The sequence below is a fragment of the Stieleria sedimenti genome (assembly GCF_025060895.1).
In the GTDB taxonomy this organism is placed as follows: domain Bacteria; phylum Planctomycetota; class Planctomycetia; order Pirellulales; family Pirellulaceae; genus Stieleria; species Stieleria sedimenti.
This window is the reverse complement of sequence record NZ_JANZKV010000033.1, coordinates 31,534-49,292: the sequence shown is the minus strand read 5'-3', so window position 1 is coordinate 49,292 and position 17,759 is coordinate 31,534. Positions and strand designations below refer to the sequence as shown.

Sequence of the window (17,759 nt, the reverse complement as noted above, 5' to 3'; positions counted from 1 at the left end):
CACCCCATCATTCTGCCATCGTTTTGCCCCCATCGTTTTGCCCCCATCGTTTTGCCCCCATCACCGCCCGCGCAGTTTCCTGTACGCCTCGGCCAGCGCCTCGTCGCCGCCGACGTTGCCGGGGAAAACGACGTACGGCAATTCGGGTCGACGGCTTTCCGGGCCGAGACTCCAGACCGGAATGCCAGGCAAGATCTGCCCCAGCACCGTCGCACGTTTGACTTCCAATCCCTTGGTCGCCACGTCGCTCGACGTGATGCCTCCCTTGGCGATCAAAAAACGCAGCGGGGCATCGACCGCGCGGACGACATCGACGACCGCCTTGGAAACCGCGGTACCGATTCGCAAACTTGATTCGCCGTCGGCCCCGGTGACCAAGCCGCGCGAGGTGTGCAGCACGACGTCCTGCCCTCGGACAAGTCGCGAGTTGACGCGTTCGATCACGTCGGCCAGATGCTGCGCGGCCTGATCCGACAACAGCCGTCCGACATCCAACACCACTGCTTGGGGAGCGTCCTCGACATCGAGCAAACGATTCAGCTGCGTCGTCGTTTTGGGAACGTACGAACCGACGACGATCAGACCTGCCGAGTGGGCCGAGGCGATCATCTGGTCGCCGCGCAACAGCGGTTTCTCCTCCAACCCCGCATAGGCTTGGACAAAACTCGCTGCGGTGCGGTAGATCAATTCCGCCCCCGCGAATTCCGCCAGGCGCGCGGCAATTGCGAAAGCGCGGGCATCGGCGATGTCGACGGCATTGACGATCAAGACACTTCCCGACGGTAAGGCGGCAATCCGCGCCGCGAGTTGCTGCAAGTCACCTTCACGAAGCTCCTCGATAGAAACCGAATGCAAGGAAGCCTGATCGACCGCCGCCCCGGTCTTTTCAACGACCCAGTCGCGCAAGTTCGAATGTCGAAATCCGAAGGTCGCGTCTTGGGCAAACGGGGTGTCCGCCGCCGGCACCAACGAATCGCCTTCGGCCACGTAATGCGTGTCACCAATCGTCAAGCGTCCGCCCTGAAGAAAAAACGGCATGATGACGTGGACCGCATCGGGATGCCCGAGCGCCTCGGCGACCGCATCGACTTCGGCCGGGTAATGGCCTCGCAACGTCGAATCGCTGCGGCTGATCACCGTCAACTCTCTTTGGACGTTGGCCGCCGCTTCACGCAGGTTGCGACCGAGACAGCGCGCCAATTCCACGGCTTCACGCTCGGGCAGCGCCCGCGAGTTCGTCAACACGTAGAACATCGCGTCGCCACGTTGCAACTGGTCAGCCAGCGACGCCACGTCCCAGGTGGTCAGCACCGGCGTCTGATAAACCGTTTGCGTCCCGGTCGGATCGTCGTCCAACACCACCACGCAGGCGGCAGATGCTTCAGCGAGTTGGCGGATCTTGGGCAACAAGTCATCGCGGCGCGGCGGCGGAAGATCATTCAAAAGGTCACTCACCACGTCGCTCCCAAAATCGCGAACGCACGACACGGTGCCCCGTCGCCCCCGGCGACCTTCAACGGCATCGCTCCGAATAGGCACGTCGGCTCGGTCAACTGGTCCAAGCCCGTTAACCCTTCGACGATGATGATGCCCGCACCGAGCAGGATTTGATGGATCTCGGTGACCGCGGCCAAGTCGTTGACATCGGCCACCGACGGCGGCTCGACCCCGACCATCCGGACACGTTGGTCCACCATCCAGCGGGCCAGTTCAGGGCTGATCGGCGGAAAGTGGTCGCGGTAGTGGTCGGGATCGCTGACGTGGCGGCTCCACAGCGTCCGCAACAACAACGCATCGCCGGGCTGCACCTGGTCGGCCAGCGGCCCCAGGTGCTCGACGGTGATCGGTGTCCGGTCGGGCAAACCGTCGAGCCCGACAACCCACGCTTTGCCAATGCAATCCGAGATCGGAATCTGGTCGATCGTCTGCTCGCCCGCTTCAAAGTGATACGGCGAATCCATGTGGGTTCCACAGTGCGAATACAGATGTAACGTCCGCGCGTTCCAACCGTCTTTCGCGACCGTGTACTTGGTTTCATAGTCAACGCCACGCATCCCTTTTTCCAATCGCAACGTCAAATCTAGGATTCTCATTCGGACGGTGACTCCCACATCATCGTTTCGGCACTGCGGTACATCGCTTCCTGCACCGCGATGCTTTTCAGATAGCTGGGGCCGTCGGTTTCAAAGGCGTCACCGGATCGCAACCCACGAACAAAATGCAGTTGCGTTTGATGGACGCAATCACCGGCAAATCCATGGCGACTGGGTTGATAGGGGTGTGGCGTTTCCGGCTGGCCGAGCCGCTGGACCGTCAGCCGGGCGTCATCGTACAAGCGAATCGTCCCGCCGTCGCACTCCACCAACAGCTCGCCGAACGTGTAACGTGGATCGTCCGCGGTCGACTCGTTGTAGCGATTGGCGTCATAAACACCGACGCCGCTGCGGGCAAATTGAAAGATGCCGATCGCGGTGTCTTCGCCGGCGATCACCGGATTGAGTTTTCGGTGCATGCACCAGACGCGATCGATTTCACCGGCCAGGTAACGAAACGTGTCGATCGTGTGAATGCCGGCTTCGAAAATCAAAAACTGTTCCATCGTCTGAAAGTACGGCTGACGCGCCAGGTAAGCATCATCCCCCCAGCCGTCGCCCATGCGATTCCGCTGCGTGAGGGTGTGCACCTTGTCTCCGACGACACCGCTCTCCAACAGCTCTTTGATCTCGCGATACCAGGGTTGGAATCGAAAGTTCTCGTGCACCATGAACCGAACGCCCGCGCCACACGCGACGTCGACAATCTGGCGGGCTTCGGCGACGGTCGGCGCCAGCGGCTTTTGACAAATGATCGCAACACCCGCTGCGGCAACGTCACCGACAAGCCTCAAATGCGTGTCCGGACGCGTGACGATGTCCACGAAATCCAAGTCGACTTCGTCCAACATGTTCGCGTGATCGGCGAAAACCGCGTCAACCCCATAGGTCTTGGCCGCCCGCTCGGCGGCTGCCGAATTGGAATCGCAGACCGCAACCAATTCGACGCCAGGGATTCGCTTCCACGAATCGAAATGGAATTGGCTGAAGTAGCCGGCGCCGACCACCGCGCCTCGTAATTTCGGTCCATCAGTGTTGTTCATGGGCTGCTTTCAATTTGCATGACAGGATGGGGACAGGACGCCGTCGCCCCATGCCATCCACTTTGACACCAAACGGGGTGTTTTTTGTTAGCGGAAGGGCGCGAGCCCTCCCGGTCTTTCACGGTGCAACCGGACGGCTCGCGCCGTTCCGCTGACACCTTCAGAGCCAAATCAATCACTGGAACCGGGCTCGTACCCCAGCCGCTCTTCGGCAATGCTTCGATCCGGGCGAATTCGAAACCATAAGAAGATCGCCAACAGATTCAATCCCGCAGCGACATAGAAAAACGGTTGGTGCGACCCCAACGCGTTCTTCAAATAGGGAAACGACAACGCCGTGAAGAACGCACCTAGGTTGCCGACCATGTTCATCGCCCCCGAAACCGCGCCCGCACTCGCGCCGCCGATGTCCATGCAAGTGGACCAGGAGGGACTGAGAATCATGTCGCTGCCAAAGATCGCGATACACATGCACACGACGGCCCAAAACGGCGTCGTCATGTTCACGCACAGACTCATGCCGATCGCGGCCAGCAGGAACCCGACGGCCGCGGGCAGACGACGCGACAGCTGCCATCGCCCCTGGCTGTACAAACGATCCACGGTGAAACCCGCCAGCCAATTCCCCAGAACGCCACACAACAACGGCGACATCGCGTACCAACCGGCCTGCTCGCTGGTCAACTGGTAACTCTCCTTCAAGTACGGAAAGAACCAGGTCACGGTGAAGAAAAATGTGAAGTTGTGGGCAACATATTGAACCATCAGCATCAGCATGTTCGGCGATTGCAACATGTTGCCGAACGTGATCGGGACGTCGGCGACCGCATTGACGGCCTCGGAGCCGGACTTCCTCGGTCGACGGGCTTCGATGATGTGATCGCGCTCGGCGGGAGAAACCGCAAAGTGGTCTTCGGGCCGATCGCGAAACAGCACGAACCACACCACGGCGAACCCGATCCCGATCGCGCCGAAAAACCAAAACGTCTGCTGCCAACCGCCCAGCGCCCCGATCAACCAAACCACGCCGGGCATCGCCAGCGCCGCCCCCAGCCGACCACCGGAAAAGCTGATCGAATTGGTGATCCCCCGTTCATTCATCGGCAACCAATTCGTGAACGCCCGCGCCAAGGTCGGATAACCACCGGCCTCGCCGAGCCCGAACAGAAAGCGCAGCCCGATCATCGCGTAGATTCCACGGACCACGCCGGTCAGCGCCGTGAAAAGCGACCAACACAGACAGACGACCGTCATCACGACTCGCGGTCCGAAACGATCGGCCAACTTGCCGCTGGGGACCTGAAACAGGGCATAGCCGAGCGAAAACGCAGCCATCACCCATCCCATTTGCTGATCCGAAAACCCCAGATCGCTCGCCATGTCATCCTTGGCCGCCGAAATACAGGCCCGATCCACCCACATCAAAACCGAGACCAGGAACGCGCCAAGAATCAAGAACAGACGGATCGGCATGCGACGGATTGCCAGTGAGAAGAGGAGCGGAACCAGCAGGGAGTGGCGAGATTGTAGCGAACTCACTCGGCCCGGGTGGCCCCCTTGGCACCATGCAGGTTTCAGGTTTCAGGTTTCAGGTTTCAGATGTGCAGGCCCTTCAGACCTCCGCTTCTTGAGCCAATTACTTCGACACGACAGGAGTTAGCCGAACGGCCCGAGCCCTGCCGCTGACAAGCCTCACTCCGTTGGTGTCAAAGGAGAGCGGCAGCGAACCGAGTATCCCGAAGGGATTTCAGCGAGTAGCCGGAGGTCAGCGCAGCGCCACCACCGGGAAGCACGCCTCAAAATCCCCCCCGCCCCCGACGGGGTCGCAGCGAATCAATCCGCCGGCGGTGCGGCAGCCTGCCTTCGCAAAGGAGTTGATCGGGGAGTTTGAGCGTGCGGGCTGGCCGAGCCAATACCGCTAGCAATCAACGCCCACTCCGGCCGGGGCTGGTGGGGCTGGCGGGGAAGGCGTCAGCGCTGCCCGAGGGAGCCATGGGGAGACCGGTCAACCCAACTGTGGATGGCGCGGCGGCCTTCCAAGATCCGGGGCTCCGACGGGGGCGATGCGTTGGAGCGTTCCGCTGGTGGAGCGGCATCCGGCGCGGATGTCTTTGAGCGGCGTCCCTGCGGCCCGGGGCGACGCCCCCGCCGCCTGCCCTGCTGCTCAGGGACAAAACGCGGATTAGCCGGCAACAGCAACTTGCTGATCGACAACTTGTTGATACTCAAACCGCACGCCTTCGACTCCTCTTGCAGCGATTCATGCAACGACCGGGGAATCCGGATGGTGATCATTCGCTCCGGCTCGGCGGCATCAGACTTCGACTGATCTTGACTGCGGATCGCCGCTAGCATTTCATGCAGGGTGGCAAATTCGGGCCCCGCGACGAAACGTTTGAACTCCTCGGCATCGGAAAACAACTGCTTGACCACCCCGTCGACGCCCAGGATCTCGCGAAAGAAAACGACCCAACTGCCGGTCGACGCGAAGGCTTCTTCCGCCAACAGGAGGGCCTGCCGACAGCGGTCCTCATAGTCGGCTTCCGGGTCCGGCTGGGTCAGCTCCAACGTGGGGAACTCGGTGGCCTGGTCGGGACCGGGATCGCTCGCATAACGAAGCCCCTCCCCCGGTCCGCCCCGATCCTCCGATTCGACCTGCGGGTTGATTTCCTTCGAATTGGGCTGGCTCATCAGGCGTGATTCCTTTGCGAACGATCGAGAACGAGACCCGGCCGACGGGCACGAACTCGCCCGCCGTGGGTGGCTGTGCCGATCCTGACAGCCGGTCAAATGCTCCGTCACAAAGGTTGCTGTCAAAAGACTTTACGACAGCAAAGAGACATTGCACACTTTTTCAGCAACGCCGCCGCAGCCAGCCCCGCGACGATTGCATGGTTTTTCAGCACTGCCGAGATACCCATCGACCAAGTGTCCACCCTAAGCAAGCTGGGGACTTTTGTGGAAAAACAGGCCGAATCGGCGTGAAGTGGATGGCCACAGCGCCACTTCGCTTTTCACCATTTTTTGCCCGCGCAAAATCCGCTGGTGACGGCCGACAAGACGCTCGGCAAGCCGCGTCAACGGCCATGGCCTCGATGAGCCCGCAACGGCACCGGAGACCGAGAACTGCCAAACGAGGGGGCCCGAAAGGGGCCGCTTGAATAGTCCTCGGTGAATGAGAGGAGCAGAGGGGAAGGCGGGGCGAAGGGGAGATCGTGGCCTGGGTACTGAGTACTGACTACTGGGTACTGGGCGGTAATAACCGCCGCGCCAGCCGTGCTCCGCCGCACTCGCCTTGCTTCCCTGGCCCGATTTCCGCTATAGCCAATCCTCGACCCATTTTCGCACAGAATGGCCCCCCTCCACCGGAAACAACCATGTCAGGCAGGACGCCCGAACTGAACCGCAACGACGAGACCGCTCAAGCCGCGCCCGCCGCGATCCACCGCCGCGGCCTGCTGCTGCGCGCCTCGACCTCGCTGATCCTGGGCGGAGCGCTGACCGGCTGCACCTCGTTCCTGGGCCGCGGCTCATCCTCGGAAGAAAACGGAGTGGCCAAACTCCTGCAAGCCCCCGAGCCCCCCGAACTGATTCGCGAAGCCGCCGCCCCGCGAGGCCTGAATCCGATCGAGATCTCAGGGGTCGGCCTGGTGAACTCGTTGGCCGGAACCGGCGGGCCGGCCGACCCGTCGCCGTACCGCGATCAGCTGATCGAAGAGATGCGGCGGAATGATGTCAAAAGCCCCAACGAAATCCTGGAACTCGAATCCAATTCGATCGTCCGCGTGTATGCGACGGTCCCCGCGGGTGCGAAACGCGGCGACACGATCGACCTGCGAATCGACTCGCCGGCCGGCAGCAACGCGACGGACCTTCACGGTGGTTGGCTGCTGGACACCCGAATGCGTCTGCAACAGGTGATCCAGGGGCGCGTCCGGAAAGGCGACGTCCTGGCGATGGGGACAGGCCCGATTTTGACGCGTGCGGCGTTCCAAGGCAGTGCGGACAAACGGATGAAAACCCAAGCCCTGGTACTCTCCGGCGGCACGGTCCAAAAGACCCGCAACATGGGCCTGGTCCTGCGGCCCGAGTTCCAGCACGTCAAAGTATCCAGCGAGATCGCCGAAGCGATCAATCGGCGCTTCTTCTTCTTCGATGGCACGACGCGACGAGGCGTGGCCAAAGCGGTCGAAGACGACTACATCGAACTGGAACTGCACCCGCGTTACGAGGGGTCCCTCGGCCGCTATGTCGCGGTGGTCCGTGCGATCGCGATCGACGAGCGACAAGGCAACAGCCAACCGCGGCTCAAGAAACTGGCCTCCTTGCTCAGCGACCCGGCGACGGCCGCCGATGCTGCGCTGCAATTGGAAGCGCTGGGTGAGAGCGCGATCCCGACACTAGCGGCCGGACTGAAGAACGAAAACCCAGAGCTGCGTTTTTATGCCGCCGAAGCACTCGCCTACCTGGACCGCCAGGATGCGATCGGTCCGCTGGCCGACGCGATCGCCAACGAATCAGCCTTCCGCTACCCGGCTTTGGCCGCCCTGACAGGGCTCGAGCACCCGGAAGTCGTTGACGCGCTGGCGGGTCTGTTCAATCAACCGAGCATCGAAAGCCGCTATGGCTCGTTTGCCGCGCTGCGATCCCGGGCGGACGCCGGGCTCGCCCTGACCCCTGAAAAACTCGGGACGGCGTTGCACTATTACGAAATCGATTCACTGGCGCCGCCCGCGGTCGTGGTATCGACCCGCGAGGAGGCCGAGATCGTGGTCTTCGGCACCCCCTCGCCGGTCCGTATTCGAGGCGCGATCCTGGGCCCCAACGCGCTGATCGTCAAACCGGAATCCAACGAACCGGGCCAATTGAGAATCAGCCGCTTTCAGGTCGGCAAAGAGGACCGACGCACACGCTCACCGGCCACGGTTCGCGGACTGGTCAAGGGAATCGTTTCGATCGGCGGAGATTACGCCGATGTGGTCGAAGTGCTTCGCGAAGCCAAATCGAAGGGGTACCTGGAAGATCAACTGGCGATTGATCCGCTGCCCAAAGCTCTGCGAACCTATTATCGTGAGGAGGAGTCCAGCTGAACGTCAGCCGGGCGTTTGCACCCTCCGCCTCCACCACGATACGTCATCCATGATCGAACTTGGCGTCAACATTGACCACGTCGCCACGGTGCGACAAGCGCGCCGCACCTATGAACCCGACCCGGCCATCGCCGCCGCCCTAGCCGAACAAGGCGGCGCCGACGGCATCACGTTCCATCTCCGCGAAGATCGCCGGCACATCCAAGACCGCGACGTCGACGTGCTGATGCAGACCGTGACGGTCAAGACCAACCTGGAACTAGCGTGCGCCGACGACGTGCTGGCCATCGCCCTTCGCGTGCGCCCCGACTGGGCGCTGCTGGTTCCCGAAAGCCGCCAAGAAGTGACGACCGAAGGCGGGCTGAATGTCGCCGCAGACGACGGACGCATTGCCGCTGCGATCGAACGGCTGAAGGACCAAGGCATCCTGACCAGTCTGTTCGTCGATCCCGACACCGATCAAGTCGCCGCGGCAGCCAAACTGGGCGCCGATGCGGTCGAATTGCACACCGGCCCTTACGCCCTGGCCCAGCGCGGCGCCATCAACGACGAACTCGATCGACTGCGGGCGTCAGGTCAGGTGGCGATCGAATCGGGACTGCGACTGCACGCCGGACACGGACTCAATTACACCAACGTGCGACCGGTCGCCAAACTTCCCGGCATGATCGAATTGAACATCGGCCACTCCATCGTCAGCCGCGCCGTGATGGTCGGGATGAAAGAAGCCGTCGCGGAGATGCGGCGGATTCTGGATGCCTGTTGCCCGTAGCGTTCCGCCCAGTCCGAGTCGCGGATCTTGTGAACGATCCTACGACGCCGTCACTGCCTGGCGAACGGTTCGGTTCTTGACTTCATCGACCAACCTGGCGATCGCCTGGGCGGTCGGCATCGATCCCAAGTCACCGTCGATTCGATCGCGCAGGGCGACTTGCCCCGTTTCGGCTTCCTTCGGCCCCACGACCGCCATGTAGTTGACCAGGTCGAGCTGCGCGTTGCGGATTTTGGCTTGCACCTTGCCGCCGGTTGAGTCGACCGTGACCTTCAATCCCGCCTCGTCGAACTGCTTGGCGACTTGTACGGCGTAGTCGATCGATTTGTCGCTGAGCGGCAGGACGCGGATCTGTTCGGGCGAGAGCCACATCGGGAACGCACCGGCGAAGTGCTCGATCAACATGCCGGTGAACCGTTCCAAAGAACCGAACGGGGCGCGGTGGATCATCACCGGGCGATGGGCCGCATTGTCCTTGCCGTTGTATTCCAGCTTGAACCGTTCGGGCAGATTGTAGTCCAGCTGAACGGTCCCCAGTTGCCAGGAACGCCCGATGCAATCACGCACCATGAAGTCCGCTTTGGGGCCGTAAAACGCCGCCTCGCCCGGCTCTTCGTTGAATTCCATCCCGCTCTGTTCCAAGACGCCGCGGAGCGAATTTTCCGCGGTATCCCATTGCTGTTCGCTGCCGACGTACTTGCTGCTGTCCGGATCACGCAAGGAGAGCTGGACGCGATAGTCGTCCAAACCGACCGCCTTGAGCACGAACTTCGTCAGCTCAATTGTTGCCCGAAACTCCGCTTCGACCTGATCCTCGGTGCAGAAGATGTGCGCGTCGTCTTGGGTCAAGCCGCGGACCCGCAACATCCCGTTCAGCTCGCCCGTTTGTTCGTGCCGATAAACGGTCCCGAACTCGAACAGCCGCATCGGCAATTGTCGATAGGAACGTGACTGGGCCTTGAAGATCTGGCAGTGATGCGGACAGTTCATCGGCTTGAGCAGGTACCGCTCGTTGACCAATTGCCACTGGTGCAGCACCTCGCGTTTTTGTTCGGCCGACATCGACGGTTTGTAATCGGGCAGCTCCACGCCCAGCACTTCGGCGGCCGCTATCAGCTTGTCTTCGCCGTCGGCGTCGATGGTGCCCGCTTCCAGGCGGTTGGCCCACGCATCCAGCATCGCGCCAACTTCGCTGCCGAACAACGGCGCGAATTGGCTGTCGCGATAGTACGGAAAGTGGCCGCTGGTCTCATACAATTCGACGCGACCGATGTGCGGGCTGTAAACCGGGTCGTAACCACGGCTGAGCAACTCGCGGCGCAGGAAGTCTTCCAAGGTCACGCGGACACGGGCCCCCTTGGGCAACCACAGGCACAACCCCTGGCCGACTTCGGGGTTGATCGCGAACAGGCCATGCTGCTTGCCCAGCACTCGGTGGTCACGGCGTTTGGCTTCTTCGATCTGCTCCAGATAGGCCTTCAGTTCTTTCTTGTCGAAGAACGCGGTCCCATAAAGCCGCTGCAGGGGTCGATTGGACGTGTCGCCTTTCCAGTGGGATCCGGCGACGCTCATCAACTTGATCGCTTTGATCTTGCCGGCATCGGGGATGTGGGGCCCACGACAGAGGTCGACGAACTCGCCTTGACGATAAAAACTGACGGTTGACTGGTCGGCCAATCCGGTATCGATGTGCTCGACCTTCAGATCTTGATCCAGGTCGTCGCACAGCTTGCGGGCCTCGTCACGATCAAGGACAAAACGTTCGAACGGCTCTTTCTTTTTGATGATCGCCTTCATTTCCGCTTCGATCTTTGGAAAATCGTCCTCGCTGATCGGGACATCCAGGTCAAAGTCGTAATAGAAGCCGCCTTCGGTGGTCGGCCCAAACGCCAACGAAACGCCCTTGTAGAGCCGCATGACGGCTCGGGCCATCACATGGGCCGCCGAGTGCCGCAGCACATCGAGCGCTTCACCGTCGCGACTGGTCAACAATCGCAGCGACAGCGCCCCGTCGGCAGCCTCCTCTTCGACAGCGTCTCCGGACGCCAATTCACCCAGTGGCCGGTCCGCGTCGACAATTCGACCGTCGACCTCCGCCGCCACGACGCTCCGCGCTAACCCTTCGCTGATCCCACTGGCAATCTCCATCGGTGTGGTGTGGCCGGGATGCTGATGGGTCGTCCCGTCGGGCAAACGCACCAGCACGGGGGCCAAGGGGGCGGCATCGGAAGCGACCGACGCGGGGGAAACGGGGCCAGGAGTCGATTGGCTCATTGTGTTTCAGTCTGAAATTTCAGGAAATCGGCGGCCCCTCAAAACGAAAGAGGATGGCCTGTCATGCGTACGCCGCAGGGGGACACCTTCGACGAATGAACCACCGAAGCATACCTGGGACGCCAAACGAGGAAAATGGCGGATCCCCGCTCGCGAAAAAGGTGTCCGACACCTTTTTTAGAGAATAGGCAATTTGAGAAGGATGCCTCTCGGCCGCAGGCAATAGGTGAGGCTCATCGTGCGACGTGGCGGCCACTTTTCGGCGTGAATTCAATCCGCGCAAGCAAACGTGATATACTTGAAGTCTCGCGTCGAGTGTTGTCGCCAGCGATCTAGCTGTCCCCAGCCATCAAGACGCCCCTTGTCTGATTCCGTTGACCCCCTTGGCCGTATTTTCTAGCGATGACGTCGTCCGGCATCCAACACGACTTTCTGGATCCGCCGAAGGATTCGGAGGATTATCTCGGCACGCTCGGTCACTATCGGGTGCTGCGTGAACTCGGAAAGGGTGGTATGGGATTCGTGTTTTTGGCCGAAGACATTCGGCTGAAGCGGCAGGTCGCGCTGAAGGTGATGAATCAGAGAATCGCCAGCACGCCGGGCAGCCGAAAACGTTTCATCAGCGAAGCCCGGGCCATGGCGGCCGTCCACCACGACAACGTGGCCACGATTTTTGAAGTCGGCGAACACAAGGGCACGCCGTACATGGCGATGGAGTTGCTTCAAGGGGCGACGCTGGAGAATTTCGGAGAGCGGTACGGCGAGCCCGATTACCACCAGATCATCGCGTATGCTCGCGACATCGCCCGCGGACTCGACGCGGCCCACAAGCAAGGCATCGTCCACCGCGACATCAAACCGGCCAACATCTGGCTGGACACCAAGACCAACCGAATCAAGATCCTGGACTTCGGCTTGGCCCTCGCTTCCACCCCCGTCGACCAGCTTTCCGGCCGAGGTGCGGTCGTCGGAACCCCGGGCTACCTGTCACCCGAGCAAGCGCGCAGCGAACCGCTGGATGATCGAAGCGATTTGTATTCCACCGGAGTCGTGCTGTACGAAATGGCCACCGGTGCGTTACCGCTGAAAACCAAATCAGTCGCCGAGCAGCTGATCGCCATCCTGGCCCACGCCCCCAAACCACTGACCGAACGAAACGACAAGATCCCCCAGCCGCTCGCGGACCTGATCCATCGGCTGATGGCCAAAGAGCCGCGCGATCGCTACCCCAGCGCCGCGGCCTTGGAAAAAGCACTCGACGAAGTGGAAATCGAATGCGAAAAGAAATCCGAGGTGGCCCAGGCGATCAACAAGCTTCAACTGGGGCTGGAACAAGCGGTCAACAAGAAGAGTCAGGGCGGCCTTGACGGGATCGAGCTGGGCATGTCCCAGGAAGCGCCGCCGAATCCCTTTGAAACCCTTCCCGATGCGCTTCCCGCCGCGACTCCCCTGGCCGCCGGCGTGTCGTCCTCCGGCGCCCACCCGGCCGTCACGGTCCCCCAAGGTCCGCTCGCTGCCGGCCCGCAAGGATCGGGAACGTTTGCCGCAGCAACGCCGAAGCCGAAAGCCAACGCCGCTGCCGCAACGGCGACCTCCAATTCGAAACTCATTTGGATCACCGTGGGTGTCGTTGCAGCGCTGTTGTTGGTGCTGGTCCCCATGATCGTCTACATCAGTGATTCCAGCGCGATCGCACGTCAGCAACAACAAGAGGCGGTCTACGTCGCCGCTGCCCCGAAGACAAATCCCGACTCAGCGCGTGCTGCGAACCAGCCAAACCAGTCGCCCGGACAACCGCCCAAACAACAATCACAAAAGCCGCCGCAATCCAAACCACCCCAAAACCCATCGGCCAACCCGAAACCGAATCCATCTCCACCGCTGACCAAAGTCAGCGCGAACCCCGTGGGCGCCGTCGGCGGCAAAGGATTCAAATGGCTGTTGGGCAACAAGCAGAACAACGGGTCCTTCGAGCAAGGCGATCCCGACTCGCAACAATTGCGACTACCAGGCTGGACGGCAACGCGCTGGGGAAAACAAGGTGGATGGAATCGAAACCCCAAGGCCCGCAATGAGGACGCCAGGACCTACGCCTTCGCCGGTTCCAAGAGCGAACTGGTTCTGACCAGCGACATACTCCAACACACCACCAAGGACGGCGACGTCTTTCGAATCAGTTTGAACGCGGGCGGGGAAGGCCCGGGGAAGACCGATTACCAAATCGTGTTGGGATTCAAAGGCAACTCGGGTCCGCCGACTCGCTACCTGTTGACCGCCTTCTCCAGCGATGATCGGTGGGCCGGTGGAAAACAGAAAAAAGTGATCCTCGAATATGCCGTGGACTCAGCCGTCGCCGGCAAACGCCCGTTCGTCGAATTGACGATCTCCAACAAGAACTCCGCTCGCAAACGCGGCATGCTGGACCGCGTCGTGTTGACGGTGCGGCCGTCCGAAAATCTGGCGGCGGCCACCAAGAGCTCCCCCGCAAACGGCGAGCCTGCGATGAAAACACCGAGTCAGCAACCCAAACCCGATCCCGCGAACGTCTCATCGACTCCGCCCAAACCGACGCCACCGGCCCCCGAACCCAAAACACCACCGCCGCCGAAATCCACACGAACAGTAATGCTCAAAACGTCCGACCCGGGTGGGGCGGACGCCACGGTCAAACGTGGCAGCGGATACAACGACCCACTCGGCGAGAAAGCGGTGCTGTCGATCGAAACTCGACGCGACATCCAGGTCGAACACACCTACATGAGATTCCCGATCCTATCGCTGCGTGGGAACCAGGGCGGGGGCCAGCCGGTCAATCGCAACCGTGCCAGGGCCAAAGAACCCGAGCCGCTTCCCGTCGTGACTGCGGAATTAGAGCTCAGCCTGACCTCGGCCGAACGCAAAGCCGATGTGACCGTTCGGGTCTACGGTTTCAGCAATGAAATCAGCGACTTGTGGCCGGAAATGAAAATCGTTTGGAACAATTCGTTTTCATCACACGAGCTGAAAGACATCCCTTTGCTGGCCGAAAAAACGATCCGCCCGGAGGACAAGTCGCTATCGATTTCCAGCGACAGGCTGGCGAAATTCGTCGCCGAGGCCGATCATCGCTCCGTCACCCTGATCGTGACCGGATCCTCGGGGAATGAACAGTTGAGCTTCGGGTCCAAAGAAAGCGATTTGTTGGATCCGCCGACACTGATTTTGGGGCTGAGCGAGTGACAAACGGCGGCTGATCGGGCCGCATTTGATTAGAGTATTGCGGTGGAACCATTTGCCGTTTCCTCTCATCTGAACACTCTCAGCACCCATCCAAAGTCCGTTTTCGTCGGATTCCGCCATGAAATCGCGATGCTCCTTCGTCGAACCCCTCGAAAGCCGCCGGCTGCTCGCCGGCGACGTCTGCTTGGCCAGCGACCCGATCGAGAGAATCAGTGGCGACGTTTTCCCCGTGTCCGGCAACGTGGTTCAGGTTTTTCCATACACACCCCCTGCAGGCATCGGCTTCGCCCCTTCGTTCCCGCCGCAATTTCTGCCCGCCCCGCTCTTCCCCGGCGCAGGGATCGATGCCCCCTTGATGCTTCCCGCGGGCGGCGCGGATTTGCTGGTGGAAGCTGGAGGCTTGGTGGCCGCCGTTCGCACGAATTTCTTCGCCGGCGCCGCAGCCGAATTGCCCCCCGCGACGCTGCACCTGTTTGATCGCCAGGACGACGGCAGCCTGGAAGAATCCGCGTCGATTGAATTGCCGCTGGCGCCTCGCGAGGTGTTGCTAACGGACCAATTGGTGATCGTCGTAGGATCATCGCCCCGCGGCATTCCGACCGGTACCCGCGGCGCGGAAACCGTCGTGTGGACCGTGGCCCGCAATGACCTGACGGATCGAAACACCATCCGGCTCGACGGTCTGTTCGCAGCCGTCGCGCGGCGTGACGATCGGTTGTTCGTCTCTACCTTCCAACCATCCCAATTCACGCCACAATTTGACTCACCACCGTCATTCACACACACCGTGACGGTGTTTGACACCAGCGGAGGTTCACTTTCTCGGATCGCCAGCGGCGAACTGCCCAATGCGGTATTGGACGAGATGGTCGTCGGCGATGACATCCTGGTCGTCGAACAAACCGGCAGCAGCGAAACCGATGTCGAACGCGCCTCATCGCGCGACGCGACGTGGATTGCGCCGACCGAACTGGCCCATCATTTGGTCCGTTACCGAATCGTGGGCGATGACATTGAAAGAATCGCTTCGTTGGAGTTGTCGGCTGATTTTAATCTACGAACCGAAATCTCCGCCGACGGACGAACCGCGGTCGTGTTTGGACAACACAACGTTGTGTTTCCCGCTGTCGTCGATGGTCCCCAAGCGGGCTACAGCGTCGCGCTGATCGACCTGTCCGAAGACCAGCCGAAACTTTTTCAATCCGTTGACCTCGCGACCCGCAACCGACAAACGCTTGCAGACATCGGCGAGCGGGCATTGGTCATCGCCGACGGACGAAACGCGCTGATCGTCGTCGACATTGATCAGTCGATTGACGTCGATGCCGAAAACCGAGTCACGCGGATTGAATTGCCCGGCATCCCCGACCAAACGTATCCGGGAATCACCAGCGTCACAGAACTCTCGCCCGAGACGTTTGCGATCGTGCGTCGTTCCTACGCCACAAGCATCGATCCGGTGGAACGTTTGTCGCGGCGTGAAGTTGAACTGCTGACGCTATCCCTGGACGACCACTCGGTCGTCGCGCAGAGCGTGCCAGATCATTCGGCATTGGCGATCTTCACTCCCTCGTCGCCGCGTCCCACCTTGATCGGACTCGGGCTGTTCCTGACGCCGCTTGAAGCCCGACAACTGGTCGTCGGCCGCATCGATGGGTCCGGTCAATTCGATCAACAAGCGACGATCGAACTGGACGACGTCGTCGAGATCGACGCCGACGAAAACCGATTGCTACTGCGTCAGATTGATCAGTTGATCGAATATCGCTGGGACAGCCTCGATGATCCGATCGTCACTCCGCTCGGCGATCCGCTTCCCGCCCCCACGGCGGTCGATGATGTCTTCCGACGCAACTCCGAGGCGCGCGATCGCTACTTGAACGTGTTAGAAAACGACCAGATTCTCGGCTATCTGGGAAACGCCCGGATCGTGGAATTGATCGACGCCCCTGCCGGAGTGGTGATCGCGACCGGCGGCAACGTGCTGCGACTGACCGAAGAGGCGTTGGGCAGCGAGGGAACGTTCGAATTCCGCTACGTCCTTCAACAAGGTTCCCAGCGGGCATCGGCAAAGGTCACGTTGACGCTGTTTCGCTATGACGACGATGACGTCAGGCAAGCCGTTGATCGTGTCATCGCCCGAGCCGGCGAGGACTTGGGCGTCGACGCATCGGACCTGCAAATCGGTGCCGTACGTCGATTCACGGACCGGCCCATGCCCAGCGATCCCGCCGCCGGGATCGAAAATCCGCTCGGCGGACAATTCGGAATCCTCGTCGACCTGCGCGTCGGCGACCAGCTTTATCGCTACGCGGCGAACTTCCAAGACGACGTCGTCCGGCTCAGCAATCAACCGCTCCGGCGCGTGATGGAGCTGAGCATGCGTGCGATGGACGCCGACGGCAATACCGTCGCATCGATTCAATCGGGTGATGAGTTCTTCATTGAAGTCATTGCACAGGACTTGCGAGAATTCGGCTTGGGTGTGTTCGCCGTCGCCTTCGACCTGCCCCTGCCGGTGAACCAATTGGATTTGACCGGCGAGCTGATGCTGTTGGGCAAGTTCGATGAGATCGGCGAATCGATCACGGCCCGAGGCATCGATGAATTCAGCGCTTTGGAAGCCTTGATCGAGCACCCCGGCAGTGCCCCGCAAGCTGTGGTTCGAATCGGCGTTCGCGCGATTGCCGGCGGTCGAGTCACCCTGCAACTCGACCCGGCCGAATCACTCGGCGCGGAACTGCTGTTGCGCGGCCGGAACGACGAAGTCTCACCGCTGGAAGTGGACTTCGGCTCGTTGACGTTGAATATCGATGGGATCGAACCGACCGACACCGACGCCAGCGGCGCGGTGACACCGTCGGACGCCCTGCGGGTCATCAATTTCTTGGGGGTCTACGGCAGTGTACTGGTGGACGACCTTCCGACACTGTCGTCGCGCGTCGAAGGTGAAGACGGTGAGCAGCGATTACGTTCGATGCGACGTTTGGACACCAATGCCGACGGTCTGATTTCTGCCCGAGACGCCTTGCACGTGATCAACGACCTGGCACGATTGTTCAATCGCGAGGACGGAAGCGGCAGTGGGGGATCCAACGCCGAAGCGGAATCGGTCGACGCCGCCATCGCCAGCGACTTCTTGTCCGACGACGATGACGATGATACGCTCAGCCCCATGAGATAGGCTTCCCGGCTCGTCGACCAATGCCTGCTACTTTGACGCCAAGCGGTGTGATTTTGTTAGCGGTAGGGCGCGAGCGGTCTGTCG

At 61.1% G+C, this 17,759-nt stretch carries 10 protein-coding genes; 4 read left to right on the top strand and 6 right to left on the bottom strand.

What is annotated here, in order from left to right:
- Positions 1–60: 60 nt before the first annotated feature.
- The 5 genes from NZK35_RS04595 to NZK35_RS04575 all read right to left on the bottom strand — a co-directional run bounded on the left by NZK35_RS04595 (position 61) and on the right by NZK35_RS04575 (position 5,827).
- The gene (locus NZK35_RS04595; protein WP_259631419.1) at positions 61–1,455 is read right to left on the bottom strand and encodes a four-carbon acid sugar kinase family protein; all 1,395 of its coding nucleotides are present in this window, start codon (positions 1,453–1,455) and stop codon (positions 61–63) included.
- Positions 1,452–2,093: a cyclase family protein gene (locus NZK35_RS04590; protein ID WP_259631418.1), complete on the bottom strand. Its 642-nt coding sequence runs from the start codon at positions 2,091–2,093 to the stop codon at positions 1,452–1,454. Before NZK35_RS04590 ends, NZK35_RS04595 begins: the two co-directional genes overlap by 4 nt.
- Positions 2,090–3,136: a Gfo/Idh/MocA family protein gene (locus tag NZK35_RS04585; protein ID WP_259631417.1), complete on the bottom strand. Its 1,047-nt coding sequence runs from the start codon at positions 3,134–3,136 to the stop codon at positions 2,090–2,092. The genes NZK35_RS04590 and NZK35_RS04585 overlap by 4 nt, the downstream gene beginning before the upstream one ends.
- Positions 3,137–3,307: 171 nt before the next feature.
- The gene (locus NZK35_RS04580) at positions 3,308–4,609 is read right to left on the bottom strand and encodes an MFS transporter (protein WP_259631416.1); all 1,302 of its coding nucleotides are present in this window, start codon (positions 4,607–4,609) and stop codon (positions 3,308–3,310) included.
- A gap of 498 nt (positions 4,610–5,107) precedes the next feature.
- A complete protein-coding gene (locus tag NZK35_RS04575) occupies positions 5,108–5,827 on the bottom strand; it encodes a hypothetical protein (RefSeq protein WP_259631415.1) in 720 nt (239 codons plus the stop codon).
- Between the two features lie 686 nt (positions 5,828–6,513).
- Here NZK35_RS04575 and NZK35_RS04570 point away from each other — a divergent pair.
- Positions 6,514–8,226: a flagellar basal body P-ring protein FlgI gene (locus NZK35_RS04570; protein WP_259631414.1), complete on the top strand. Its 1,713-nt coding sequence runs from the start codon at positions 6,514–6,516 to the stop codon at positions 8,224–8,226.
- 49 nt (positions 8,227–8,275) lie between these two features.
- The gene (locus NZK35_RS04565; RefSeq protein ID WP_259631413.1) at positions 8,276–8,998 is read left to right on the top strand and encodes a pyridoxine 5'-phosphate synthase; all 723 of its coding nucleotides are present in this window, start codon (positions 8,276–8,278) and stop codon (positions 8,996–8,998) included.
- Between the two features lie 39 nt (positions 8,999–9,037).
- On the opposite strand, the gene thrS is transcribed toward NZK35_RS04565, so the two are convergent.
- Positions 9,038–11,272 carry a threonine--tRNA ligase gene (gene thrS / locus NZK35_RS04560; protein ID WP_259631412.1) on the bottom strand — a complete coding sequence of 745 codons (2,235 nt, stop codon included), beginning with the start codon at positions 11,270–11,272 and terminating at the stop codon, positions 9,038–9,040.
- Positions 11,273–11,674: 402 nt separating this feature from the next.
- Between thrS and NZK35_RS04555 the strand changes: the two genes are divergently transcribed.
- The gene (locus tag NZK35_RS04555) at positions 11,675–14,491 is read left to right on the top strand and encodes a protein kinase domain-containing protein (protein WP_259631411.1); all 2,817 of its coding nucleotides are present in this window, start codon (positions 11,675–11,677) and stop codon (positions 14,489–14,491) included.
- A gap of 118 nt (positions 14,492–14,609) precedes the next feature.
- Positions 14,610–17,675 carry a dockerin type I domain-containing protein gene (locus tag NZK35_RS04550; RefSeq protein WP_259631410.1) on the top strand — a complete coding sequence of 1,022 codons (3,066 nt, stop codon included), beginning with the start codon at positions 14,610–14,612 and terminating at the stop codon, positions 17,673–17,675.
- The last annotated feature ends 84 nt before the right edge of the window (positions 17,676–17,759 follow it).